The organism is Planctobacterium marinum, from assembly GCF_020687805.1.
Classification (GTDB): Bacteria; Pseudomonadota; Gammaproteobacteria; order Enterobacterales; family Alteromonadaceae; genus Planctobacterium; species Planctobacterium marinum.
In genome coordinates, this window is record NZ_JAJEWQ010000001.1 from 1,026,170 (window position 1) to 1,050,894 (window position 24,725).

A 24,725-nucleotide genomic window follows, 5' to 3' on the forward strand; every position below is an offset into this window, starting at 1 on the left:
CTTCAGGATGTAAAAATCAGCACATGAATTTACAACTAAAACTGCAAAAGGTAGTACTTTGTTGCACTCTGTTCGCCTGTATTCCGACGCTTTATCTGTTACAGACTCATGTTGTCAACAAGCTGTTGTTGTTAACCGGTATTGTGTTTTTTTGTTGGCAAGTAAGCGGCTATGCACTGCGTCGTTTTAATCAGGGCATGGCAGGACTTGAAACCGGATTACTCAATTTTCTGGATGGCGAATACGCGTCTTTGTTGTCCTACAATGATAACGACGAATTGGGCAATCTGAGCCGATTGTACAATCAAACCGCCGAAAAACTCCGAGCCGAAAAACACTGGATTTACCAGCGAGAATTAATGCTGGATAAAGTACTGCAAAACTCCCCGGAAGTCTTGTTGCTGATCAACGACCGCCAGCAGGTGGTTTTCAGCAACTGGGCCGCCCGTCACTTTTTCCATATCAACAATACCAAACTGGAAGGTTTGGTATTGGAAGAACTACTGAACAATGCTCCGGAAGCAGTCAGTAATGTCATACTCCAGGCGCAGGAGGGGTTATTCAGTATTAACAATGACTCTGACGAACAGCAAACCTGGCATCTGGCCACAGGCCAGTTTTTACTGAATAACCAACAACATCAGTTGTACATCTTAAAACAAATGACCCGGGAGCTTAGCCGCCAGGAAGTGGCCGTCTGGAAAAAGGTGATCCGCATTATCAGTCATGAGTTAAACAACTCCCTTGGCCCAATCTCTTCTATGTTGAACAGCGGTAAGTTACTCACTGAGCAAGTGCAGGATGAGCGCCTTAACCGGGTATTTAATACCATCGAAGAGCGCATTAAACACCTGGTCACTTTCGTGCAGGGTTATGGCAAATTTGCCAAACTGCCGGAGCCCAAATTGCAATCTGTTGAATTTGAGAAGCTGGCGGAACAATTGTCACAACAATGGTCTTTTAATGCTGACTTCCCCGAAGGATTAGTATTTCACGCCGACCCAATCCAACTGGAGCAATTGCTGATAAATCTGTTAAAAAATGCTCATGAATCTGGTTCTGAAGCTGGTGACATTACGCTGCGTCTGGAGAAAAAGCTGAACCGCGTGGTCATTGAAGTGTTAGACAAAGGCAAAGGCATGTCTGAATCAGTGCTTTCTCAGGCGCTGATCCCGTTTTATTCCACCAAAAATAGTGGCAGCGGCCTGGGCCTGGCGCTGTGCCGGGAAATTGCTGAAGCCCATCACGGTCACATTGCGCTACAAAACCGCCAGGAAGGCGGACTTTGCGTCAGGGTGAGCCTGCCAGGCGTATAGTTAATGGAGCATGGTTTTAGTTAAGACCTGCTACTTGTTGTTGAGGGTGCCCAGTTGCTTCTTGTAGTAACGGAATTAACTTATCAGCGACAGGTAAAAATACCTGCTGATAAACATCATCAACGTCTTTTGGGAAATACACCCGATGTACCTGATATCGCGCTTCGCCCTGCAACTGGAACAGGTGCAACATTTTAAAATCAATAAGTTGCGCCAGATTTTGCACCGTTTCCGGACATTGGAAAACACCATAAAAGGGTTCAACTTGTTGTAGTATTTCCATAATTTCCGGGTCAACGCGACGCAAATCATCGAGTACCTGCAACATCAATAAATCGTATAGATCTGACGATGCAGTCTGCCACAGAGGCGCTGGTTGCTCCTTATTGTGCAAGGTGGCCAGTGAAAAAGCCTCCTGAGTATTCAGACCCAACGTTGCCAGTTGCAAATCCAGCGGTGCAATAGATTGTGGGGACGCGGGCAATAATTCCGCTACTAACTGCCTTCGCTGTTGCAACCAGTCATGCAGGCCCTCAACCCGATTCACTTTACTAAATCGAAGAGGATGTGCATCACGAAACTGATAATAAGACAGCAAAAGTGCTTTTCTTGCCTGGCGGTAAGCCGTTTCCTGATGCTGAGTCAAACGCCTGAATGCCCCCTTGGCTGTCGCGCTGCCCATCGCCAGATTGGATACCAATAACTCTGGTCCGAAATCGTGTTCCGCAATAAAACGAACACCACCGCGACGCATTGATTCCGGCCGCCAAACCAGGAATGAAAAACGCTCTGAATTGCTGTCTCCCTGAATTAAACGATTGATTTTTTCAGCATGAGTGTGATGCATAGCTTCCGGCCTCGGCCCATCAATGATGCTGTCACCAAACACGCCGGGCCATTCCAAGAAAGAGCCCCAGACAGGCCGCGCATTGCTGCTGCCATGACATTCCTGACAGCTGGGGTCATTGCGTTTCAAGGTTGGTTTACTCCCTGAGAAGTCAAACACTGAAAACTCCCAATGACCTGTTTCACTGTGTAATTGCGCCACGTCCAACAGGTGATAAGTAGGGTCATCGGGTTTGGTACCTACATTCATTAAAAACTGCCCGTCAGTGCCAAACAAAACAATACGCGGAAACTCAAGATTAGCTTGCCCAGTGGCCCGGGTATGTTCCAGCAACGAAAAGTGTGTGCGGTAATGCCGGGGTAAGTGTGCGAGCAAGCCTGTTACGCTGCTGATGTCATGGCGTTCAATGAATTCTGCCACTCCGGTGACAGTCATCGGCAGCGCCTGCTCTGCAGTAACCGTATGCAGCGAAGCTATCGGAGTAATGGTATCAAAGGCCGATGCCGGACAAAGCTCAGCGCCAGAAAAATGTCCACCGGAATGGTACAGTTGTTTCTGTACGACAGCCTCATTAGCCGGTGCATAATCAAGCTCACCAGCCGCCATAGAACTGCTAACCTGGATAAAAGCCAATGCAAAGCATAGTGCCATACCCTGCCAGTTAAATCGATTCTTCATTTAAATTCACCCGGGTAAATTTACTGTGTTCAAGAATTTGTCGTACACTGCGCCTGATCCATTGCGAAGGAAGCGGCCCAGGTTCCAGTTCGTAAGACTGAAGCTCAACATTAAACCGGCAATCCCAATGATACAGGCGCATAATGTTGTTTTCTAAAACCAACAGACTGATGCTCCCCGGCCAGCGGACAAAATACTGATAAGACATACATCCTTCCACCACGTGACCATTTGCAACGACCACGTCAGGAAACTCTACTGGCCAGTCTGAAATCAGAAATCGCTGTAAACCATCGCCGGAATCAGCCAGCGTTGCGACGTAATTACCGAATTTATCCATGTCCACCATTGGCACCTCAACGTCGGTACGGGTATCCACAACAGGCTCAGACTGATGCCGCGGTGTTTTTACAAAATCAGCGCTGGGCCGCTGAACATTAACCGCATCATTGGCTTGCGCTCTTTTGAGCGGCAAAGGCGCACTAACGGAACTTGTTTCAGCCGTGCAACAGGTAGATTTTAGTGACCCGACAGCCAACCAAATGCCAAGGGTCAAACCCAACGAGGAACCTACAATGGTCAGTAATCGCCGATTAGAAGTTGATCGCGGCATCATTTAGTACCAACAAAAGGCCAAGCCAATCGGGCACAAACGTCCTTGTTTGCACGCTTTCGAGGCTTTATGAGCAATAGTCAGTCATTTGCTGCGGTGTAAAGCATTGGTTTGTGCTGGCGCAATAATGAGGATGTGAAGAGGGGCAATTATTGCTCACCGGAAAATCGCCATCGCCGCCATTTCCGTTATCGCCATTTCCGTTATCGCCATTTCCGTTGTCGCCATTGCCGTTATCGCCATTGCCGCCATCTCCGTTGCTACCACCACCGGTATCGCCGCCATTATTGCCTCCGGACATTGCCGAAACCAGTTGACTAAATTTGCCATTGTAACCAGGATCGCATACCCGTTTGCTGCCATTGTATTGTCCATCGTACCAGGCGGTTACCGCAGAGGGGTTTGAACCAATTGTTGAGCCTGCTGTGGTTTTCCAATAACTGGGTTGCCATGTGCGGGTGAATGCCAGCATATTGTTCTTAACATGTTCTTCGAGATCGCCGGCGTACTTGTCCACCATGGGATCCCCCAAATAAAGTCCGATATAGGACAAAATATCGTCCGTTGCCAAACCAGAACTAAATCCGGTGGATAATAACTGACAAGGATCAGCACCTTTTGCCTGACTGGCTTCGTTGCGATCGATGATCTGATCACCATTCGTGTTCAGCTCTGCCACCAGACCTAAACCTCGATTTTTAGCCGTGGTCACCTCACTGCCATCAATGACACCATTATTATTTGTATCTTCGGCAAATAAGGCAGCAAAATACAGGGCTGCATCAGCCGCAGATATCGTGTAATTAACTCCCGGCGGTTGACCGGTATAGCCTGACTGATCAATGAATTGCTGATCAATGTCGATGCACAGGTTGTATTCAATATCCAGGATAGATTCACGTACCTGCAAAGGATCATTACAGACCCCCATGGTAGTCACTATCTGACCTGCAGCATTGCTACAGGCAGTGCCATTGGCCAACACATTCACGCACACTGCATCACACCAAGGTTGTGTGTGCTCAGTAGACATATCTTTACCTGCGGCAGCGGGATGTTTTTCCCCCAGTTCAATGGGTGGGCATTGCGCCGCATTTAAATTGAAACTCAACAAAACGCCAAGCGATACCAGGGCGTAAGCAGAACCATATCTTGCAAATTTAAGCAATCTCATAAAAAACCTTTTTAATGTTAACTTAGACAGCGGGGAGCAATTAGCTTCCCCATGAATTGAAACTCTGTCCCTGGTTATCAGGGTGATGTAAATGTCACTACATTAGAAATCAGGTATTGCCCTTGCGTAGCATCCTCGACTTTGAATTCAATACTGTAAGATTGCCCCAGGATGGCATTCGTTACCGTACGGACATATTCACCATTACTTTGCGCACCTGGTACACAATAGCCATCACTACACAGGTAATGCCAGGCGGCTGACCAGCCATTGTCTTTGTGAAATATCTGAAAACGGCTGTCAGACAGATAACGTATGCCAAAATCACTTTCAGTCGCGGGGTTTTCACCGTTATCGCCGGAACCTGAACCACTGCCGCTATCGCCACTATCGCCATTCCCCGGTTGGCCAGCATCCCCCGAGGCTGTGAATGTCACAGTATCACTGGTTATAAATTGACTTAGCGCATCATCCTGAACTTTAAATTCAATATCGTAACTTTGGCCGAGAGTCATGTTGTCGAACTGCAACTGATAGTAGCCATTGCTGAGTGTCCCCGGGTAACATGCCCCGTTGACACAAAGGTAATGCCAGTTTCCGGTCCACCCATTGTCCCGGTGAAATACCACAAAACTATCGTTATCGATGTAACTGATGCCAAATTCGCTATTCGGGTTTCCACTCCCGCTATCACCGCTGCCATTGCCATTGTCGCCGCTGCCATTGTCGCCATTATCGCTGCCACCATCACTACTCTCCCCGTAACCTAACTGTGTAAACAGGTTGCTTCCCGCTTTGAGAAAAGTACTTTGATTGATTTGTGCGTTCCAGTTGCTCAGTATTGTGCTGTTAGCCTGTACCCGACTATCTCCCCAATAGCCTTCGGTGTAACCGGTAAACACACCATTACTGTATCCGCCCCAGCGATATTGCTCCGGACTATCCCAATCGGCGTTGATGTAGGTTATTCCTTTAACGACATCAGCGTAATCCTGCAAAATGAAATTAAAATACCCTGAAAACCACTCGTTCCAGATCTGTTGTCCTGACTTGTTTATCCGGTTGCTTCCGCCTGCGCCGTCTGCAGAATAGGTGCCTTGCGCCAGGTCATATCTCTGTGGTGTTGATTCATTGATAAACAGTGGCTTACCTTTCTGTCGGGCAAACTCCGCCGCCTGTTGAACGCGGCTCAGACTGGTGCAGTCTTGTGGAGAGAAGTAAGACAGTCCGATCCAGTCAACAATGTTGTCGCCCGGATACCAGTTATTCAGATCCTCGTACTGATTGTAACAATAGGAAGAAACCTGCCATACCAAAGCTATTTTATCGGCGTGCCCCAGGGCATCTATTCGATTTCGGACATACTGAAAGGAGCTTTTTATGCGCGCGGGGGTATGACTGGTGTTCCACTTAACACCATCAACCTCGTAGGCCCAGCGCAAATATACAGGGCGATCATAGCCTGCCAGCGTATTCAGTAAGGTATCAATATTGGCGTTGTAATTCCCGGCGACAACAGCGCCAAGCTGATTATTCATTGATACACCAACAATTAATGCCGCATCAGGAAACGCCGCAGCCAACTCAGCAACGTTGTTGCGCCCTGCTCCTGCATCCGCATCAGAAAACAGCCCATCCAGTTGCACAATACCAACATAATTTGCAACACCACCTGGGCGCTGCCCTAAATCAGCGACATAATCATTGATGCTATCGACATCCTGACCGATGGAAAAGAGTACCCCGTTGTTGGGTGCCAAAGTTGCATCTTCCGGCGCCGCATTAACACTATGACCAAATAAAAAACAACACAAAAGCAATAGTCCTGGCGCAGAGAGGTTGCCTAACTTCCCTACCATTTCCGTTCTTTGTTGCACTTTTCTGATATTGTAAAACCAATGCATTTCACCCCCTTTTCGATTAACACCTGAAAAACATTTAATTAACATTTGCACACACTATAGGGCGAATTTTTTGCACCTCAACAGAACTGGTGACTTTGATAAAGCACTTACAAAATTTCGTTATAACCTCCCCGGGTCACAGCCTGACTGCCAGGCAGCACCAATGTTCATCAAGAATCACAACATACGGTTAAGTGTCCTTGTCTTCACACCAACGTTAATTAATTGTTAATTTTGTGTGATGAATACGTATGCATGCGGTTCAAATAGTGTACAGAAATGGTCAGACTTAACCCGGTCAAAAAATTAAACGTCCCGCTTTCCTTGTGCACACGGCGGCTTCGCTTTTTTGATACCAGGATTAAACATCACAGTATTGAGATTAGAAAATGATTAAAAAGTTAAGACAGTTACTCACGGGTATCGTGATATCCGCCGTATGTTATTTGCCGGCCGCCCAGGCAGATGTCATCCTCCACGCCTTTAACTGGGAATATTCCGAAGTGGCCGCCAAAGCTCAGGAAATTGCCAATCTGGGTTATAAAAAAGTGCTGGTATCTCCGGCTTATAAATCCAGTGGGAACGAATGGTGGGGCCGATATCAGCCGCAAGACTACCGTGTTGTCGACAACCCTTTGGGGGACACCAATGACTTTCAGGCCATGATACAGGCGCTGCAGTCTGTCGGTGTTGAAACCTATGCCGATATCGTGTTTAACCACATGGCTAACGAAGCCTGGCTGCGCTCAGACCTGAATTACCCCGGCACTCTGGTGCTGGATGAATATGCTCAGAACGCAAGTTATTACAATTCTATCAAGCTGTTTGGTGATCTTACCGACAACCTGATCGCCCCCTGGGATTTCCACGATCCAGGCTGTATCACCGACTGGAACAACCCGGGCCATGTACAATACTGGCGCCTGTGCGGTGGTAACGGTGATACAGGCTTACCGGACCTGGACCCAAATAACTGGATTGTGGCGCAACAAAAACAATACCTGCAAACCCTTAAAAACATGGGAGTAACCGGCTTTCGGGTAGATGCGGTTAAACACATGACCAACTATCACATCAATGCGATATTCGACCAAAACATTAAAAATGGCGTGCATGTATTTGGTGAAGTGATTACTTTTGGCGGTGCCGGAAACTCAGACAACGACAACTTTCTGGTTCCTTATATGAGTGGCACGGGCCACGCCGCATACGACTTCCCACTATTTGCGCAAATGCGCAGTGCTCTGGGTTTTGGTGGTTCCATGAGCCAGTTAGTTGATCCAGGCGCTTATGGGCAGGCACTACCAGGTTCGCAAGCCGTTACCTTTAGCATTACCCACGATATCCCGCTGAATGACGGGTTTCGCTTTCAAATATTAGATCCCACCGACGAATTCCTGGCCAATGCTTATATTCTGGGACGCAACGGCGGTGTACCTATGATTTATTCAGACCATAATGAAAGTGCTGACAAAGGCGACAATGGTCGTTGGCAGGACATGTACAAACGCGGTGACATAGCCGGCATGATTGATTTCCACAACAGTGTGCAAGGCTCAGGTATGCAGGTGATTAGCCACAGCGACTGCCACATACTGTTTAAACGCGATCATCAGGGCGTAGTCGGTATCAACAAGTGCGGTAATGGCATTGATGTTTGGGTAGATACTCAGGCTGACAACCTGTGGTGGTATCGCAACTACCGCGACACCTTAAGCAGCGATGTGCAATACATCACCAGCCAATGGCATAAGTTCTATTTGCCTGGCCGCGGTGCCAGAATGTGGCTGATGGAATAAAGATTCTGTTTAATAAATGATCCAAAAGCCCGGTTATCTCCGGGCTATTTGTTGTTACTGCCCATCACGTAATCGCTTGATATCTTTTTGTGGAGATAACCCAAATAAACGACTGTACTCGCGACTAAATTGCGAAGCACTTTCGTAACCTACCATGCTGCTTGCTAACGAGGCATCTAACCCGTTAGCCACCATTTGATCTCTCGCCTCTTGTAGCCTCAAAGTTTTTAAATATTGCAAAGGACTGTTACCTGTTAGTGATTTGAAATACTGCCTGAATGTTGAGGGACTCATGTGCGCTTTTTCGGCAAGTGTATCCATACCAATTTGCTTCATGAAATTGTGTTTCAACCAACTGATCGCAGAAACCACTCTGCTATTCGGTGACCCTTCAGTGGCTAAATGTCGCAAATGCAACCCATGTGGACCATCCAACAACCTGAATACTATTTCTTTCTGGATAAGTGGCATCAGTCCAACTTTCAATGTTGGTTCATTCTGTGTTTCAAACAACCGCTTAACAGTGTGCAGCATTCCCTGCTCCACGTCGTGGCATGACAGAGCCTGATAGCGGATATCTTTGGCCGGTTGAGGAAGTTTAAGTTCTTCGCAGCATTCCAGAATAAGGCCGTAGTCCAGTTTTAAAATTACCGCAATAAAAGGGGAAGTTCGGCTCGCTTCTGTAACATGCGAAATTACCGGTAAATCAAATGTAGTCAGCATCGTTTGCCCGGCGCAACAATGCCTGATATCACCATCTAACAATAGTTCCTTACTACCCTGAAGCACCAATGCAAGACTGAGTGTATAAACACAATGCAGCGGTTCCGTCGGAGAGTTCCTCAAATGCACCGTTACACCGGGTATTTGTGTATCGTGGTCTCCCACTTTTCGGTACTTGCGGTAAACAAAATCAGTCAGCTCAAGGTGCTCGGAATTAGGTGTCAATGCGGTCATGTTGGTTACCCCGGGTATTTATTGTCGAAGACAGATAACATTTCAAAAACAGACAGTTGTGCTCCCATCCGACCTCGCTTTACATACTGGTGTTCAAAAGAAATCGCGCCCTTTTGAATCACTAACTTTTTAAAATCATCAATAAATGTCTGCTCAAATTTGCTGTTAAAGGTATTGAACAGCACAACATGCTTACCTGAAAAATCATTGTTTTGCACCACTTGCCAGATTGGCGGAGCGGGACTGTATAACCATATTGGCGAGCCGAGGTAAATGGTATCAAATTCAGTCAGATCCAGGTTTTCAGGGGTGATATCGGCAACATGATTTCTGGCATCAGCCAGCGCAGAAAGCCAACCAGGTACCCCTAAATCATAATCTTTGGCGTTAATCTCGATTAACCTGGCATTTTGCTTTGCTGCAATATGATTAGCCAACACTGACGTGCTACCTGATCGAGAAAAAACAATCACTGCGGATTTTCCAACTTCATCTGTTGATGTTTGTTGTTCAGCCACAAAGTCCCGATGTACCTGTGATTGCTGCCACTCGGTACCGGTGACGTAAAGTGTGACAATTATCACTAACGCTAGCAGAACTAAAAATCCGATTGCCAACCATTTTATAAGCATGTGTTTGTCCTCATACTTCTGCATTGTAGCCCCTGCGATATTGAGCAAACCTCAATACCGCAGTAAGCAATACACCGCTTAGGCCAGGTGTTTAGCCAAAAACGGAATCATTTGCTCCATTGCCTGAGACACCGCCTTGGGATTGTCATATAAATCATAATGGGACCAGTCATCTAATTTCACCAGTTGACGATCCTGACTGGCTGTCGCTCTGCCATAAATCTCCTGCCCGTCTCTGAACGCCCCAAAAGCCCCCACTTTGCTGCCTACCACAGACATCAGAGGTTGAGTCAACAACGTTTCGGCAAAAGCAAAAGCGTCCCAGCTTAATATTTTTTGCGCATGAGAAAACAACATTTTTGTTGCTCCCCCTGGGCTTTGGCCACGAGCAGTTTTGTAATAATCGGTTGCTTCAAAAACATCTCTCTCAGTGAGCCCATGTTCTTTGGCAATTTCGGGACTTGCCGGCAGCAACTCGTTCACCAGCAAACTCTCCCCCTTAACTTCAGCAGTGCGTCGCTCTGCCATGGCCTGCAATGCACCGACCGGATTAAATTGCGTGAAGTCTTCCCTAAACAAACGACCAAGGTTTACCGGGGTAATGCCAACGACGGCTTTCAATCGCTTTTCCGTCAGGGCAGCATTGAATATGTAACCACCACCGCCACAAATGCCGATACCCCCGATACGATTCATATCGACATAGGGCAATGTAGCCGCAAAATCGATTACACAGCTGATGTCTTCAACGCGACGTGTTGGCTCTTCAATAAAGCGGGGCATTCCGCCTGATTCGCCCTGGAAACTGGCATCAAACGCGAGTACAACATAACCTTGTGCAGCGAGCGCCTTGCCATAAACCGCACTGGAAGTTTGCTCTTTACAGCTACCAAATGGGTGAACACTGATGATTGTGGGGTACTTTTTCTGTTCACTAAAATTATCTGGTGTGATTATTAGTGTTGAGATTTCCCACACCATATCTTGATGTTGAAAAGTTACTTTTTGGGTATTCATAATCGTTCCTAAACTGGTAAAACGAGGGAATCAATCCCTCGTAAATTAAACAATTGGCATTAAATAGTGCGTTGGAAGAAAGGTGCGATTGCTGAAATTGCACTCGTTATTTCCTGCTCACCATCGTAAAGATGCATGTGATTTGCACCGTCGACTATGTGCATGTGTTTATCTTCACTTGCCGCACGCTGCATTAAATCGTCACTCATCCATTTACTACCGGCATCACTACCAACCACCAGCAGCAGCGGCTGAGTTAAAAAGGCTTCAGCTTTAAAAAATGCATCATAGGTAATGATTTGGTTCAAACTTCTCGCTGTCGCAAAGCCTGGGGCTGTAGGACAGGCAGCCCGCTCTGTGTGATAATATTCCCACGCCTGACGCAGCTCCTCATTTGGCGCATCCTCTTCCTTAAGTGGTGCCATTGGAATAGTGGCAATTTCAGCGCCACTGGCATCAGAGGTTCTCGCATCCGAACCCGCCTGAATATAGGGAATGGCATCACTGTCTTTGACGTTATTTTCCCAACCATTTCTAAACATTTGTCCAATGTTGACCATACTTACAGTCGCGACGGCCTTAATGCGACGATCATTAATAGCTGCATTAGCGGTATATCCACCACCCGCACAAATACCCATTGCACCAATTCGATTGTTATCCACATAAGATAATGTCGTTAAGTAATCAATCACAGCACTGACATCTTCGGTACGAACATGAGGGTTTTCAGTTTGGCGAGGCATTCCCGTGCTTTCTCCCTGGTATGATGCATCGAAGGCGATGGCGATAAAGCCATGTTCAGCCAGTCGTTTAGCATAGGTACCAGAAGTTTGTTCTTTTACACCACCGCCAGGATGTGAAACCACAACGGCTGGATAAGTCGTACTCTCATTAAAGTCAGCCGGAAAATTAATCACACCAGCCAGTGAAATATCTAAACCATTAGTATTGGGGAAGGTTACTTTTTTCATTTTCGATGCTCCTGATAAGCTAAAAAACTGTGGGTTATCTTACAAACTGCGCCGAACAAATATTCACCGCATCCGTTGAGATAAAGTATAGGAAAGGCACCTTTTAAAAGTTTGCCTAAAATGACGAACAACTTGCCTGTTTTGATGTAAAGCGTAAATATTGCAAGGATGAGTGAAATGAGGGAGTTGATAATAAAGGACGAATACTGACTTCCCAGCGAACCTGAGAACTTTACAAAACCAGGGCAAAAAAGCCCTGGCTTTGAAGTACATGTAACTATTCGTTTAAATTGTCGATGGGAAGTTTAGCTTTTCTATGAAAGGCATAGTTGGTAGCACTCCAAACTGCAGCACCATAACATAAAGAGGCAATAACCCAGACTAAACAACTCAACAAGAAGTAGGTTACAGGCTCTTCCGCTTCCAGGGTGATAGACTTAAACATAGCGGGGCTAAATATAATAAAGAAAATAACTCCCCATTTAAGCATGCCTTCTACCAATAAAAATCGCATCAATCCCCGATGCTTGTAAGCTTCCCATTTCCGAACTTCAACGTCTGTCCAGTCTTTAAATAAAGAGCATGAATAGATTAGTATTTTGTGCATTCGCCTTTCCTACCTCTCAGCCAAACCCACAGAAAAACACATTGCATTGTAACTATCAGAAAAAAGTATGCCTTGATGAAAATCATAAGTAACCTGTACCAAAGTACAGTTTTTCACATTGATCGCCGAAATCTGTATTTTAACTAACAATACACCTTGTTACGCCCCTAAATAGGCGTCACCAGCAATTGCTTACTCTTCAGCAACGTATTCCAGAATATCGCCGGGCTGACACTCCAGGACGGCGCAGATTTGTTCCAGGGTGCCAAAACGAATGCCCTTGACTTTACCCGTGCGCAGCAAAGATAAGTTTTGTTCGGTGATACCCACTTTGGCCGCCAGCTCTTTGCCCCGAACTTTGCGTTTTGCCAGCATGGCATCCAGATTTACCACGATTGGCATAACGATTCTCTATCACATCTCACTATATAAACTGCTTATTTTCTTCTTCCAGCGCGTTGGCTTTCACCAACATATCACTGAGTACCCAAAAGATAATGGCCAGTGCCAGCATGGTAAACTCATCACTGCCCAGAATCAGCGATAACACCTTTTGCCCGGGAGGGTGATGCCAGGATAACAATAAGCTAAGTATTGCAATATGAAGGGGCTTTAACAAAGACTGCAGCAGTAAAAACAGGGAAAACAAACGCAAATTGCGACTGTTGGCGAGATTGAACAACTCGCCTCTGGCAAAGTTTACAAATGCTTTGCGCAAATAATAAAGGCCCGCCAGTCCAACACAAAAATAGGCGAAAGTCGCCGCCCACACAGTATACCATTGCACATCCGTAACCCCGTGCCATTGAATTGCCAGATTCAGTGTTTGCTGTGCTAACGAAGCAAAAGCCTGAATATCAATCACCAGGTAAGCGGCAATTAAGGGGGAAAGCACCAAAATTATCTGACAACCCCACGAAACCACCCAAGCTAATTTTTGTGTCATTTTACTCTCAACAATAGCATCATCATGCCATGAATAATAACTGATAGTATGACAATAAACAGCCCGAAATCAGGTTGTCAGAGGTTCTAAAAGAATTTGGTTCAATCGGAAGACTTCATGAATTTTAAATGCACAATCCCCACAATTAAGCCCCATAATATCGAATTTAAGCCCAACAATTGAATACCGGATAAGGTGAAGAGGAAGGTCAAAATGGCCGACTCTCTTGCTGTGACATCACTAAAACTCGATTGTAAACACATCAGTAAGGTGCCCAACAATGCAAAACCTGCCAGCATTTTGATCACCTCACCGGGCATGGCCAGAAACAGGTTTACCACGGTTGTGGCAAAAATCCCGGCTAACAGATAAAACAATCCGGCCCAAAGCACAGCCTTATAACGCTGTTTAGGATCAGTATCTACATCAGAAGTCATGCAGATAGCCGCCGATATTGCTGCCAGGTTGAGACTAAATCCCCCCAGTGGCGCGGTTAGCATGTTAGTTAACCCGGTTCCGAGTAAAACAGGTTTAACCGGTGCCTGATACTGAAAACTTTTCAGCATAGCAATGCCTGGCAGATTTTGGGAAAGCATTGTGACCAGGTATAAGGGTAAAGATAAATTCAGCACAGCTAACCAGTCAAACTCAGGGGTAATCCAGACAGGTTGAGCCAGTTCGGTGCTAATCCCCTGCCCGTCTAACCCTATGCCGAAGCCATTTACTCCGTTAAAAGTAATAATGAGCGCCAGCAGCAAAAGGATCGCCATTGCGTATTTTGGAACAAAGCGTTTTGCCAGTAAAAAGCCACTGAACATCAAAACAAAACTCAGTGTATCGGATTCAGCAATAGCGAAACTACTGAGACAAAAAGGTAACAGAATGGCCGCCAACATTGCCGTTGCAATGGCGGGTGGTACGTTTTGTAAGACGTCCCGAAAAGGTCGAATCAAGCCGGTCAGAAACACCATCGCCCCGGTTGTTACAAATGCCCCCAAAATTACCGGCATCTCATAATTAAACGAGGCCCCCGCTAACATAGCCGCTCCCGGTGTGGACCAGGCGGTCAGCAAGGGCGTTTTATAATACCAGGACAACCCAATGGAGCTTAGCCCCATGGCAAGTCCCAGCGCCAACAACCAGCTTTCAGTCTGTTGTGCGCTGGCTCCCAGTGCTGTCGCAGCCTGAATAATGATAACGATAGAGCTGGTATAGCCCACCAGTACCGCGGTAAAACCAGCAGAGATGTGACTGATCCTGATTGTATTGTTCATCAAAACCTCAATGTTTAAGCAAGCTGCTATGTTGAAATGAGTTGGATAATGCTATGCTTCGTGCGTTATTACGCACAAACAAAAATAACACCGGACGCTATAACGCACAAGCGATAACAACAGCAGATTTTAAAAATCAGTCAAATTTAAAAGCATCATGAAAGAAAAACAGTTTTTGCAGGAAGTTGCCCAACACTTAAAATCCCTGCGTCAGCAGAAAGGTTTGAGCCTTGATGCCACGGCAAAACTCACTGGTGTTTCCAAAGCCATGCTGGGACAAATTGAGCGTCAGGAATCCAGCCCCACCATCGCCACTTTATGGAAAATTGCCAGCGGTTTGGAATCCTCATTTTCTGCATTTTTTGCCACCCCCATGGAATTGCGAAGTAGTGAACGTGCCTTTCCAAATGACGGCAACATGCGAGTAAAAACACTGTTCCCATACCAGCCAGATTCCGGCATGGAAATGTTTGAAATCACCCTGACGCAGTATCACGAACAACGCTCTGGTCCACATAACGTAGGGGTTATCGAACACGTTCATGTGTTACAAGGCGAACTTGCCCTGTTTTTTGATGATCAGTGGCATACGTTTAACACCGGAAACAGCGTGCGCTTTTTCAGTGATCAGGCACATGGTTACAAAGCACTTTCAGACACCGTGGTTTTTCAAAATATCATTTGTTATCCAGGTAACAGCTGATTGTTTTTTAATCTTTTTCATAACTTTATTGCCATAAAAATCATCGGCTTATCATCGATTATGGATATTTTTGGGTAATTATTCTTTACGCAATGTAAGGATAATGTTAATTCTTTAATAACGCTGATGGCACGCTCAGCTTGTAACAATGGAAAGTGAAATCAGGATAGAGGAACAGAAATAACACAGTTCCTTTTTCTTTGTTAGGGAATGACAACGTTGTCATTTATGCACAGGTTACATTAACCATAAAACCAACAGAGGAACCCAGAATGACTTTTCAACGCAACGCCTGCTTGCAAAAGATGGGCATTGGAGTATTCACTGCATCTTGCTGTCTGATATCGTCGGCATTATGCGCCAATAGCTGGCAAACCGATGTCGCGGTAGTTGGGGACGAAGGACAATGGTGGAACAATTACACCATTACTTTGACCAATACCGGCAACGACGCTATCGATCTGGACGATGCCCAACTCACATTTGACTCGCAAATTGTCACCAGCGCACCGAATTGGTCCGGCACTGACATCAGCTATCCGGCGTTAAATGCCAGCTCCACCCAAACCGGAAACCATTACGACAATTCTTTACAACTGGATTTTGAAGAGAACAGCTGGACGGATTCTCTACTGGAACCAGGCAACAGTGTGGTCCTGACCTACGGTGTCAGCGGTCAGATTGGCGTTACTCAGGTGGAAAACAGCCTGAGTCTGACCCTGAGTGGCAATACCTCCCCTTCCCTCACCGTTTCTTTTACATCTCCCCTCAACAACAGCGAGTTTGTGGAAGGCGAAGTCGTTTTACTCTCTGCCGACGTACAGGCCAGCAATACCAGCGTTACTCAGGTGAACTTTTATCTGGATAACCAGTTGTTGTTCTCCGATACGGAATCTCCCTGGGAAACGAACTGGACAGCCGCAACCCCGGGAGAAAAAGCCCTGTCGGTTGAAGCCCTGGATGGCAATAATTTAAGCGCGAATGACAACGCTGTCATAAGTGTACTGGCCGATGAACCTGATGGCTCCCTTTCCGTGTCGATTGTGGCTCCGGTGAGCGGTGCCAGTTTTAATGCCGGTGAAAATGTGGTTATCTCCGCAGACGTGGCCGCCAGCAATGCGGTAACGGATCGGGTTGAGTTTTTTGTAAACGGACAACTGTTGTCTGTCGATAACAGCGCGCCATACAATGCCGACTGGCAAGCGTCTAGCTCAGGTGAACACCTGATATCAGCCACCGCTATTGATACCACTGGCGACATTAGCGACAGTGCAAACACCACGATTCAGGTAAATACCGTAACAGAACCACAGGCTCCGCAAATGACCCTGCAATCTCCAGGGAACAACCTGTTCGTCAATCAAAATGTAACCTTAAGAGCCGATGTCAGTGATGTGAATGACGACGTGCAAAGCGTTGAATTTTTTGTCGACGGACAATCCATTGGCGTAGTTAGTCAGCCACCTTATCACCTGGCCTGGCAACCGGCTCAATCCGGAACAGTTGAACTGAGTGCCACCGCCACAGATGCTGAAAACCTAAGCGGTCGATCTGAAGCTTTGACTGTGACCGTCAATGAGACCGCCACCGGTAATCTGTCCTGTGATATCAGCCAAATCTATCGCGCAGATGGCAGTGAGTGTATGGGCGATGATCATCCACGGCGCATCATTGGTTACTTTACCTCATGGCGTACCGGCAAAAATGGCTTACCGTCATATCTGGCTAAAGATCTGCCCTGGGATAAACTCACCCACATTAACTACGCTTTTGCCAGCATAAACACCCAAACCAATGAAATTCAGGTATCAGCCGAAGCCACAGACATAGAATGGCCAGAGGTGGCCGGTGCCGAAATGGATCCCGAATTCAGCTACAAGGGGCATTTTAATCACATTGCCTCGCTTAAAAAGCAATATCCCGATGTAAAAACCCTGATATCTGTTGGTGGCTGGGCTGAAACCACCGGATTTTATGCCATGACTACCAACCTCGACACTTGCGGCGTCAACGCTGCTGGTATTGCGGCTTTCAACGCTTCAGCGGTGGAGTTTATCCGCGCATATGGCTTTGACGGTGTTGATGTTGATTACGAATATCCTTCTTCCATGAATGATTCCGGCAATCCAATCGATTTTGCGATTTCAAATAAGTGTCGTCCACAACTGATGGATAACTATGAAGTCTTTATGGCCGAGCTACGCATCGCGCTGGATAACGCGGGCGCACAGGACAATCGCAAATACATGCTCACAATTGCGGCGCCATCCTCAGGTTACCTGCTGCGGGGCATGGAAGATTTTGCGCTGGGAGACGTGCTGGATTACGTCAACATCATGAGTTACGACCTGCACGGTGCCTGGAATGAATATGTTGGCCCCCAAGCCGCTCTGTTCGATAACGGGGATGATGCTGAACTGGCCGCCGCCGGCGTTTACACCACTGCGCAATATCAGGGTATCGGATACCTGAATACTGCCTGGGCGTACCAATACTTCAGAGGCGCATTTGCCCCGGCACAAATTAACGTCGGTATTCCCTACTACACCCGAGGATTCCAGGGCGTTACTGGCGGAACGAATGGATTGTGGGGTAAAGCCGCATTACCCAATCAAACCGAATGTTTACCCGGTACTGGTGCCAATACACCTTGTGGATATGGTGCAGAAGGCATTGATAACCTTTGGCATGATCTGGACGACCAGGGTAATGAAATTCCGGCAGGCTCTATGCCTATGTGGCATGCCATGAACCTGATGCAGGCCGACAGCCTTAACTTCGGAGACATGCCCAGTTACGGCCCAGACTGGGGACTGGACAGCAATGATCCCGCCGACAAAATTGTGGGCGATTACGAGTATCACTACAGCCAGGCGTTAGGTGCCAGCTGGTTGTGGAATCCGCAAAAACAAGTATTTCTGTCCATCGAGGATGAAACCTCGTTAGCACAGAAACTGGATTTCATTATCGAAATGGGTGCCGGTGGCATGATGGTCTGGGAAATGGCCGGAGACTACGGTTTTGATGCAGCCAAAGGGGAATACACTTTCGGCACAACCCTGACGGATCTGGCCTACAACACCTTTGCCAATGCGTCGCCAATGACCTTGGAGCAAAACACCTTGCCGGTGCCAGATGAAGTGATCGATTTCAGTGTATCAACCCGAGACTGGCCGGTGGGCGACAACAACTACCCCATCAATCCAACACTGGTGCTCACTAACAACAGCCAACACACTATTCCGGCTGGCAGCGAGATCAGCTTCCTGATGCCTACCTCCACCGGGGATGTCATCACAGACTGGGACGGTGCCGGTGTGAATGTCACTGATTCGGGTTATACCGGCAGCAACTTCAAACTCAATGGCTCCCGGGCGGATTTCCATACTGTGAATATACCACTCAGTGGTGCTGCCTCAATTGCGGCAGGCGCTGAGTTCAGCGTATCCATGGTGTATTACCTGCCGGTTTCCGGTCTGGGCGAGGGTTTGCGTATACAGGTGGGAGATAAAGTACTGGGCCTGAAATCCGCCTATCCGCACTTACCTGAATTCAGTGGTGCAAACGGAGACGGTGGTGATGGCGGCAACAGTGGTACAAGCTGTGCCAGTCAAAGTATAGATCCAGCCAGCTACCCGGCTTACCCCGACTTTCCGAATACCGATTGGCAAGGCAATCCCAGCCACGCCAACACAGGCGATCACCTGACTCATCAAAACAGCGTTTGGCAAGCCAACTGGTGGACAACAGCTGAACCCGGTAGTGACGGCAGCTGGACAGCTATCTGTAGCTACTAACTCCGGATCAGGCCATTGGCGTAATCGCCAATGGCCTTTTATCAAACAACACAAACAAAGCAACAAGAGTAAGGAAAATGAAACTAAGACAATTCACGCTGGCAACAGCATTGCTCAGTACCGGCTTTGCTGGTCAGGCACTCGCAGCCGCCCCCGGCGCGCCCACTATTGACTGGATGGAAACCAATTTCGCCATCATAGAAATTGATGAAACCGCCAGTGCTTATCAACAATTGGTTACGGTCAATGACTACGCCGAAATTCCGGTTAGCTGGTCAAAATGGTCTGGCGATACGGCCACTTCAGCTCGGTATCTGCTGGATAACACTGTCGTTTTAGAGCAAACCTTAAGCGGAGGTGGAGCCTCACAAACCGGCAGTGCTACGTTGCAGGTCGCCACGGGAGGACAATATCAACTGAATGTTGAACTCTGTAACGCTGACGGATGTACTGCCGGAGCATCGCCGATAGCCATCAAAGTGGAAGACACTGACGGCAGCCACATGGATCCGCTGGTATTAACGGACGGGGAAAACAATCAACCCTACACCAACAGCACTAACTCTGTTGTGGGAAGTTACTTTGTTGAATGGGGTGTTTATGGCCGAAAATTCCCGGTGGATAAAATCCCGGCTTACAACCTTACCCATATCCTGTATGGCTTTATTCCAATCTGTGGCCCAAATGACTCCCTGCAGGCCGCCAATCCAGGCGGTCACAATGTACTAGTGGCCAGTTGTAACGGCATGCCGGATTTCAGTGTCACTATTCACGATATTTTTGCCGCAGTAACTAAAACCCAAAATGGACAGGTGTCCGGTGACAGCTACCGGGGTAACTTTGGCCAGCTAATGGCATTGAAACAGGCCTACCCTGACCTGAAAATCCTGCCATCTGTGGGTGGCTGGACCTTATCTGATCCCTTCTATTACCTGGGTAACAGTGCCAATCGCCAAACCTTTGTGGATTCTGTGGAGCAATTCTTGCGCACCTGGAAGTTTTTTGATGGTGTAGATATCGACTGGGAATATCCAGGTGGTGGTGGTGCCAATGCCAGTCTTGGCAATCCCACCACGGATGGCGAAACCTACCGTTTGCTGATGCAAGACTTGCGCGCCATGCTGGACACTTTGGAAGCCGAAACCGGCAGAACCTACGAGCTTACCTCTGCCGTAGGTGCCGCTGAACAAAAAATTAATCGCATTGATTATCAGGCTACTCAGCAGTACATGGATTACATTTTCATTATGTCCTATGACTTCTATGGCGCTTTTGATCTGAATAAACTGGGACACCAGGCAGGCGTGTATGCGCCCGATTTTCGCGCTGGTGATGCCCAAACCCAGCAATTTAATCTGAGCGGAGCTGTGGATGAATTTCTGGCTCAGGGCGTATCGCCCTCAAAACTGGTAGCCGGTGTTGCCATGTACGGTCGCGGCTGGACAGGCGTTAGTGGTTATGATCAAACCAGTCATATGACAGGTACAGCCACAGGTCCGGTTGCCGGTTCCTGGGAGCCTGGTGTGGTGGACTATCGCGACATCGCTCAATACCGCAATTCATCAGAGTGGAGCTATCATTACGACAGTACCGCTGAAGCCCCTTACTTGTTCAAAGCCAGCAGTGGTGATTTGATAACCTATGACGATGCCACGTCAGTACAGGCCAAGGGGGATCTGGTGGCAGCAAAAGGACTGGCGGGATTGTTCTCCTGGGAAATTGATGCCGACAATGGCGACATCCTTAACGCCATGCATGTCGCATTGGGCCATGGTGGCGGCACGGGTAACAATGCCCCTGCAGCACGTGCCGGATTAGACCAGACTATTTCCACTCTGCCAGCAACTGTTACACTCAATGGCAACAGCTCCACCGACCCGGACGGTGATACCCTGAGTTATCAGTGGCAACAATTATCTGGCCCTTCGGTAACACTGAGCAATGCCAACAGCGCTGTCGCCTCTTTTAGTGCAGACGTTGTAAGTCAGGATGAAGTGCTGGTGTTTGAACTCACTGTCGACGATGGTGCGCTAAACGATACTGATAGCGTACAAGTCACCTTAAAAGCGCAATCTCAGGGTAACAACGCACCTGTTGCAAATGCCGGTAGTAATCAAACGGTAGCGGCAAATGCTTCAGTGACTCTGGACGCCAGTGCATCCACAGATGCAGACGGTGATACCCTGAGTTACAGTTGGCAGCAGGTATCAGGTACCGCCGTTACCTTAACCAACGCAGCCTCTGTACAAAGCAACTTTACCGCTCCCACTCTTTCCAGCAATGAAGATCTGGTATTCCAGGTGCTGGTGGACGATGGCACCGACAGCGACACTGCAACCGTAACAATTACAGTAACCGGCACAGGCACCGGAAATCCTTGTGATGCCAGCGATCCTAATGCTGGCAATTATGCTGCCTGGAGTGCTGGCGCCACCTACACCGGCGGTGCGACCGTCAGTCATAACAACCTGGTATGGCAGGCTAACTGGTGGAATCAAAATTCCGCACCGTCTAACAGTAACTCTGCGTGGACCTTGTTAAGTGATGTAGAATTTCCCTGGGACGCGGGCGTCGCTTATACCGGTGGCAGCGAAGTTAATCACCTGGACAGACGCTATGTTGCCGCATACTGGACTCAGGGTGACGAGCCAGGTGTCGCTGCAGTATGGAGTGACATTGGTGCGGCTTCCTGCCAATAAACACATTTCCTAATCCTCAGTAATGTAAAAGGCGAACTTCATAGTTCGCCTTTTTTTAAACGCTTCGGACAGCAATAGTCTTAGCTTTGGAACTCTTTGTTGAAACGTTTAGCAAACTTTGGCAAATCAACACCGTTACATTTGATATTATTTTTGCTGATGTTTAAACGATCTTTAGCAGCAACAAATGCTGCATTCGATGTTGCTGCAGCAATGCACAATTCTGATTCAGGTGCATTGTCTACATTTTCAAATGTGATAACAGTAGCCGTCTCATCTTCAGCGTTGTTGTACTTCTTATCAAACTGGTTAATTGGCATGCCGTTGCACTGAACGTTAGCTTCACGACCTTTAACCGTTTCACCGTTTTGAACGGCAACAATGCACAACTCAGTGAACTTAGAGCTATCAACATTTACGAACTCAACAGCCGATGCCGTGTGAGCAACAGCAGCGAAAACAACAGTAGCCAAAACAGACTTTAACATAACAACCTCTTAATTTTATATGTGGGGTACAGAACAAAAAACGCGCACATTTTAATCTTTGGTTGCTAGTTGACAAATGAGAATAATTCCAGGTTTGGATTAGTAATAATAATGTGTAAATAAATTATTAACGATTTTAATTAAGGGTTAATTAAAATATTGAGAACATGCTGACAAGAATTTAAAATTCAGTATTATTCAGCTTTTAGTTAACAAACAACGAAAACTCAATTTTTTCCTTCTCGGCTGTTGCGGTCAATTGTGCGTCTATAGCAATAGCAAGAGCTCTGGAAATTGATAACCCCAACCCAAAGTTTTCACAGGATGTTCTGGCAGTGTCTTTTTGCCATAAAGGTTCATACATTTGCTGAAGATTCTCGTTACAGAGAGGTTGAAGCATTGTATTTTGTATAGATATCACCACATTATTTTTTGTAGTAGATCGGGTATTAATCAATATCTCTGAGCTTTCTGGGCTGTGTTGAATAGCATTATTAATAAGGTTAATCAGTATTGACTCCAATGCAAACAAATTACTTACAACAAAAGGAAGAGATTCTTTAGGCTGATAATTAACCCTGTCACTTTCACTATTATCTAAAATTCTCTCCAGTACATAATTGATGTCGCATACATCTTCTTTTCTTAGTTTTTGCCCACTATAACTTTGTAACTGCAACAGCGATGAAACGATATTTTTAAGCCTTTTACTAATCCGTAAAACTTCAGGTTTGAAATCAGCTTCCAGTTCATTTTTTTCAGGAAACCGGAGTACCACTTCTGTCATATTGATAAGCTCTGCGATAGGCGTTTTAAGCTCATGGGCTATATCGGAAGTCAGACGCTTTTCTCTCAAAAACAACTGCCGATTTTCTTCAATGAAGCGATTCAAACTATCTACCATAGGCGTCAATTCCTGGACGGGTTCGTCCAGTGTAATCACAGCCGCTTTATCAGCAATACTGAGACTACACAAATCTTGATTCAACTTGTTTAAAGGGCTCAATCCAGTATCAACCGATTTACGTACAAAAAGTCTAATGAACACTACGACAGCAATGGTTGTTACGATAAAAATGATATCAATTAGCCAGAGTACAAAATTTAATTCCTCAGCAGAGGCGGCATAAGCCAAAACCATGGGTTCTTGCGAGTTTTCCTTAAAATAATCTCTGTCTCGTGTATCCACCTGAGGAATAAATTTAGCGTATGCAATTCTGCCATCTCTGCCATCTGGCAAAAGAGTTTTTGATATTTTCGATTGTCCTAAATTAATATTTTCATAAGGTAAATTTTTGCGGGAAAAAAGATCCAAACTATCAGAGCGCTCAAAAACAGCACTTTTGTACCATAATTGGAAGTATTCTGGCTCTACAGAGCCTTCAAACTCTGGCAAAAATTCCCCAGAAAACCGAAATTCAATCCCATTTTTATCTTGTTTAACAAGCGTCATTAACATACCAGCTTTGGCATGCATTGAGCGGTTAAATTGATGATCTATCCAACTGTCAACGGCAATGTCGGTAGCCAACAAAATACATAGTACTAACCCTGTTATAGTGTAGGAAAGCGTTCCAACTAATTTTTTGCGAATAGACTTCATTGCTGCACGTTTACCAGATAACCAAAACCACGCTTTGTAGTGATGGGTAATTCACTACCTGCTGCTCTTACTTTTTTTCTGGCAGAAGACAAATGCGCTTCAATCGAGTTTTTTGCAATAGAATCGTATTGCCCGGCCAGATATGTACTAATCTTTTCAACAGTGATCACTTTATTCTGATTGGTAAAAAGGCACTCAACGATTTTGTACTCCTTGGGAGTCAGGTCAATTACCATTTTGTTAACCTGTAAAGTCTTGAGCTGTAAATCCAGCGTCAGATTATTTATTACAATCTGATCCTTGATCGCCTTTAACCCCCCACGGCGCATCAAACTCAGTAATCTGGCATGCAATTCGTCAAATGAAAAAGGTTTTATCAAATAATCATCCGCACCAGACAATAACCCATTGACCCGATCCTCTGGTTCTTGTTTTGCGGACAATATCAATACTCGAACATCATTATTTTTATGTCTCAACGTTTCCAGCAACGTGAGTCCATCAAGGCTGGGTAGCATAATATCTAATACGATGAGATCATAATCACCTGACAAACACATACTTAAGCCATGTGCTCCGTCTCCGGTATCGTCTACTGTAAATCCCAAATTTTGCAAACCGACCCTCAAACTTCGCCTTAAAGAAAAAGAGTCTTCTATCAATAATACTTTCATAACAATTGTCAGGCCAAAAACAT

General features: G+C 46.5%; 20 protein-coding genes. 5 read left to right on the forward strand and 15 right to left on the reverse strand.

Features of this window, described 5'->3' with window-relative positions:
• The first annotated feature begins 23 nt into the window (after positions 1 to 23).
• Complete coding sequence (locus LJ740_RS04625) at positions 24 to 1,316, forward strand: sensor histidine kinase (protein ID WP_229527870.1); 1,293 nt, start codon at positions 24 to 26, stop codon at positions 1,314 to 1,316.
• A 16-nt stretch (positions 1,317 to 1,332) separates the two neighbouring features.
• On the opposite strand, the gene LJ740_RS04630 is transcribed toward LJ740_RS04625, so the two are convergent.
• The 4 genes from LJ740_RS04630 to LJ740_RS04645 all read right to left on the reverse strand — a co-directional run bounded on the left by LJ740_RS04630 (position 1,333) and on the right by LJ740_RS04645 (position 6,532).
• Positions 1,333 to 2,841, reverse strand: coding sequence for a hypothetical protein (locus LJ740_RS04630; protein WP_229527871.1), 1,509 nt, complete (start codon positions 2,839 to 2,841; stop codon positions 1,333 to 1,335).
• Entirely contained in the window at positions 2,825 to 3,454 is a 630-nt protein-coding gene (locus LJ740_RS04635) for a hypothetical protein (RefSeq protein ID WP_229527872.1), read from the reverse strand. Before LJ740_RS04635 ends, LJ740_RS04630 begins: the two co-directional genes overlap by 17 nt.
• A gap of 67 nt (positions 3,455 to 3,521) precedes the next feature.
• Positions 3,522 to 4,628 carry a hypothetical protein gene (locus LJ740_RS04640; RefSeq protein ID WP_229527873.1) on the reverse strand — a complete coding sequence of 369 codons (1,107 nt, stop codon included), beginning with the start codon at positions 4,626 to 4,628 and terminating at the stop codon, positions 3,522 to 3,524.
• A gap of 77 nt (positions 4,629 to 4,705) precedes the next feature.
• Positions 4,706 to 6,532, reverse strand: coding sequence for a family 31 carbohydrate-binding protein (locus LJ740_RS04645; RefSeq protein WP_229527874.1), 1,827 nt, complete (start codon positions 6,530 to 6,532; stop codon positions 4,706 to 4,708).
• A gap of 389 nt (positions 6,533 to 6,921) precedes the next feature.
• On the opposite strand from LJ740_RS04645, the gene LJ740_RS04650 reads away from it, so the two are divergent.
• Positions 6,922 to 8,331: an alpha-amylase family protein gene (locus tag LJ740_RS04650; RefSeq protein ID WP_229527875.1), complete on the forward strand. Its 1,410-nt coding sequence runs from the start codon at positions 6,922 to 6,924 to the stop codon at positions 8,329 to 8,331.
• 54 nt (positions 8,332 to 8,385) lie between these two features.
• On the opposite strand, the gene LJ740_RS04655 is transcribed toward LJ740_RS04650, so the two are convergent.
• The 8 genes from LJ740_RS04655 to LJ740_RS04690 all read right to left on the reverse strand — a co-directional run bounded on the left by LJ740_RS04655 (position 8,386) and on the right by LJ740_RS04690 (position 14,768).
• Positions 8,386 to 9,288 carry an AraC family transcriptional regulator gene (locus LJ740_RS04655; RefSeq protein WP_229527876.1) on the reverse strand — a complete coding sequence of 301 codons (903 nt, stop codon included), beginning with the start codon at positions 9,286 to 9,288 and terminating at the stop codon, positions 8,386 to 8,388.
• 5 nt (positions 9,289 to 9,293) lie between these two features.
• The gene (locus LJ740_RS04660) at positions 9,294 to 9,920 is read right to left on the reverse strand and encodes a flavodoxin family protein (RefSeq protein WP_229527877.1); all 627 of its coding nucleotides are present in this window, start codon (positions 9,918 to 9,920) and stop codon (positions 9,294 to 9,296) included.
• A 78-nt stretch (positions 9,921 to 9,998) separates the two neighbouring features.
• Positions 9,999 to 10,937, reverse strand: a complete 939-nt coding sequence (locus LJ740_RS04665) for an alpha/beta hydrolase (RefSeq protein WP_229527878.1) — start codon at positions 10,935 to 10,937, stop codon at positions 9,999 to 10,001.
• A gap of 59 nt (positions 10,938 to 10,996) precedes the next feature.
• Entirely contained in the window at positions 10,997 to 11,911 is a 915-nt protein-coding gene (locus tag LJ740_RS04670) for an alpha/beta hydrolase (RefSeq protein WP_229527879.1), read from the reverse strand.
• A gap of 277 nt (positions 11,912 to 12,188) precedes the next feature.
• Positions 12,189 to 12,518 (reverse strand): hypothetical protein, encoded by a 330-nt coding sequence (locus tag LJ740_RS04675; RefSeq protein ID WP_229527880.1) that lies wholly within the window; start codon positions 12,516 to 12,518, stop codon positions 12,189 to 12,191.
• A 192-nt stretch (positions 12,519 to 12,710) separates the two neighbouring features.
• Positions 12,711 to 12,920 (reverse strand): helix-turn-helix domain-containing protein, encoded by a 210-nt coding sequence (locus tag LJ740_RS04680; RefSeq protein WP_229527881.1) that lies wholly within the window; start codon positions 12,918 to 12,920, stop codon positions 12,711 to 12,713.
• A gap of 22 nt (positions 12,921 to 12,942) precedes the next feature.
• Entirely contained in the window at positions 12,943 to 13,464 is a 522-nt protein-coding gene (locus LJ740_RS04685; RefSeq protein ID WP_229527882.1) for a DUF2975 domain-containing protein, read from the reverse strand.
• Positions 13,465 to 13,565: 101 nt separating this feature from the next.
• On the reverse strand, positions 13,566 to 14,768 hold the full coding sequence (locus tag LJ740_RS04690) for a benzoate/H(+) symporter BenE family transporter (protein WP_324255598.1): 1,203 nt from the start codon (positions 14,766 to 14,768) through the stop codon (positions 13,566 to 13,568).
• A gap of 127 nt (positions 14,769 to 14,895) precedes the next feature.
• On the opposite strand from LJ740_RS04690, the gene LJ740_RS04695 reads away from it, so the two are divergent.
• The 3 genes from LJ740_RS04695 to LJ740_RS04705 all read left to right on the forward strand — a co-directional run bounded on the left by LJ740_RS04695 (position 14,896) and on the right by LJ740_RS04705 (position 21,937).
• Positions 14,896 to 15,441 (forward strand): helix-turn-helix domain-containing protein, encoded by a 546-nt coding sequence (locus LJ740_RS04695; protein ID WP_229527884.1) that lies wholly within the window; start codon positions 14,896 to 14,898, stop codon positions 15,439 to 15,441.
• A gap of 272 nt (positions 15,442 to 15,713) precedes the next feature.
• The gene (locus LJ740_RS04700; RefSeq protein WP_229527885.1) at positions 15,714 to 19,238 is read left to right on the forward strand and encodes a glycosyl hydrolase family 18 protein; all 3,525 of its coding nucleotides are present in this window, start codon (positions 15,714 to 15,716) and stop codon (positions 19,236 to 19,238) included.
• 77 nt (positions 19,239 to 19,315) lie between these two features.
• Positions 19,316 to 21,937, forward strand: a complete 2,622-nt coding sequence (locus LJ740_RS04705) for a glycosyl hydrolase family 18 protein (RefSeq protein WP_229527886.1) — start codon at positions 19,316 to 19,318, stop codon at positions 21,935 to 21,937.
• A gap of 80 nt (positions 21,938 to 22,017) precedes the next feature.
• On the opposite strand, the gene LJ740_RS04710 is transcribed toward LJ740_RS04705, so the two are convergent.
• From LJ740_RS04710 to LJ740_RS04720, 3 genes are all read right to left on the reverse strand, one after another.
• Positions 22,018 to 22,425 (reverse strand): hypothetical protein, encoded by a 408-nt coding sequence (locus LJ740_RS04710; protein WP_229527887.1) that lies wholly within the window; start codon positions 22,423 to 22,425, stop codon positions 22,018 to 22,020.
• Positions 22,426 to 22,630: 205 nt separating this feature from the next.
• A complete protein-coding gene (locus LJ740_RS04715; RefSeq protein WP_229527888.1) occupies positions 22,631 to 24,028 on the reverse strand; it encodes a sensor histidine kinase in 1,398 nt (465 codons plus the stop codon).
• Complete coding sequence (locus LJ740_RS04720) at positions 24,025 to 24,702, reverse strand: response regulator transcription factor (protein WP_229527889.1); 678 nt, start codon at positions 24,700 to 24,702, stop codon at positions 24,025 to 24,027. Before LJ740_RS04720 ends, LJ740_RS04715 begins: the two co-directional genes overlap by 4 nt.
• Positions 24,703 to 24,725 lie beyond the last annotated feature (23 nt).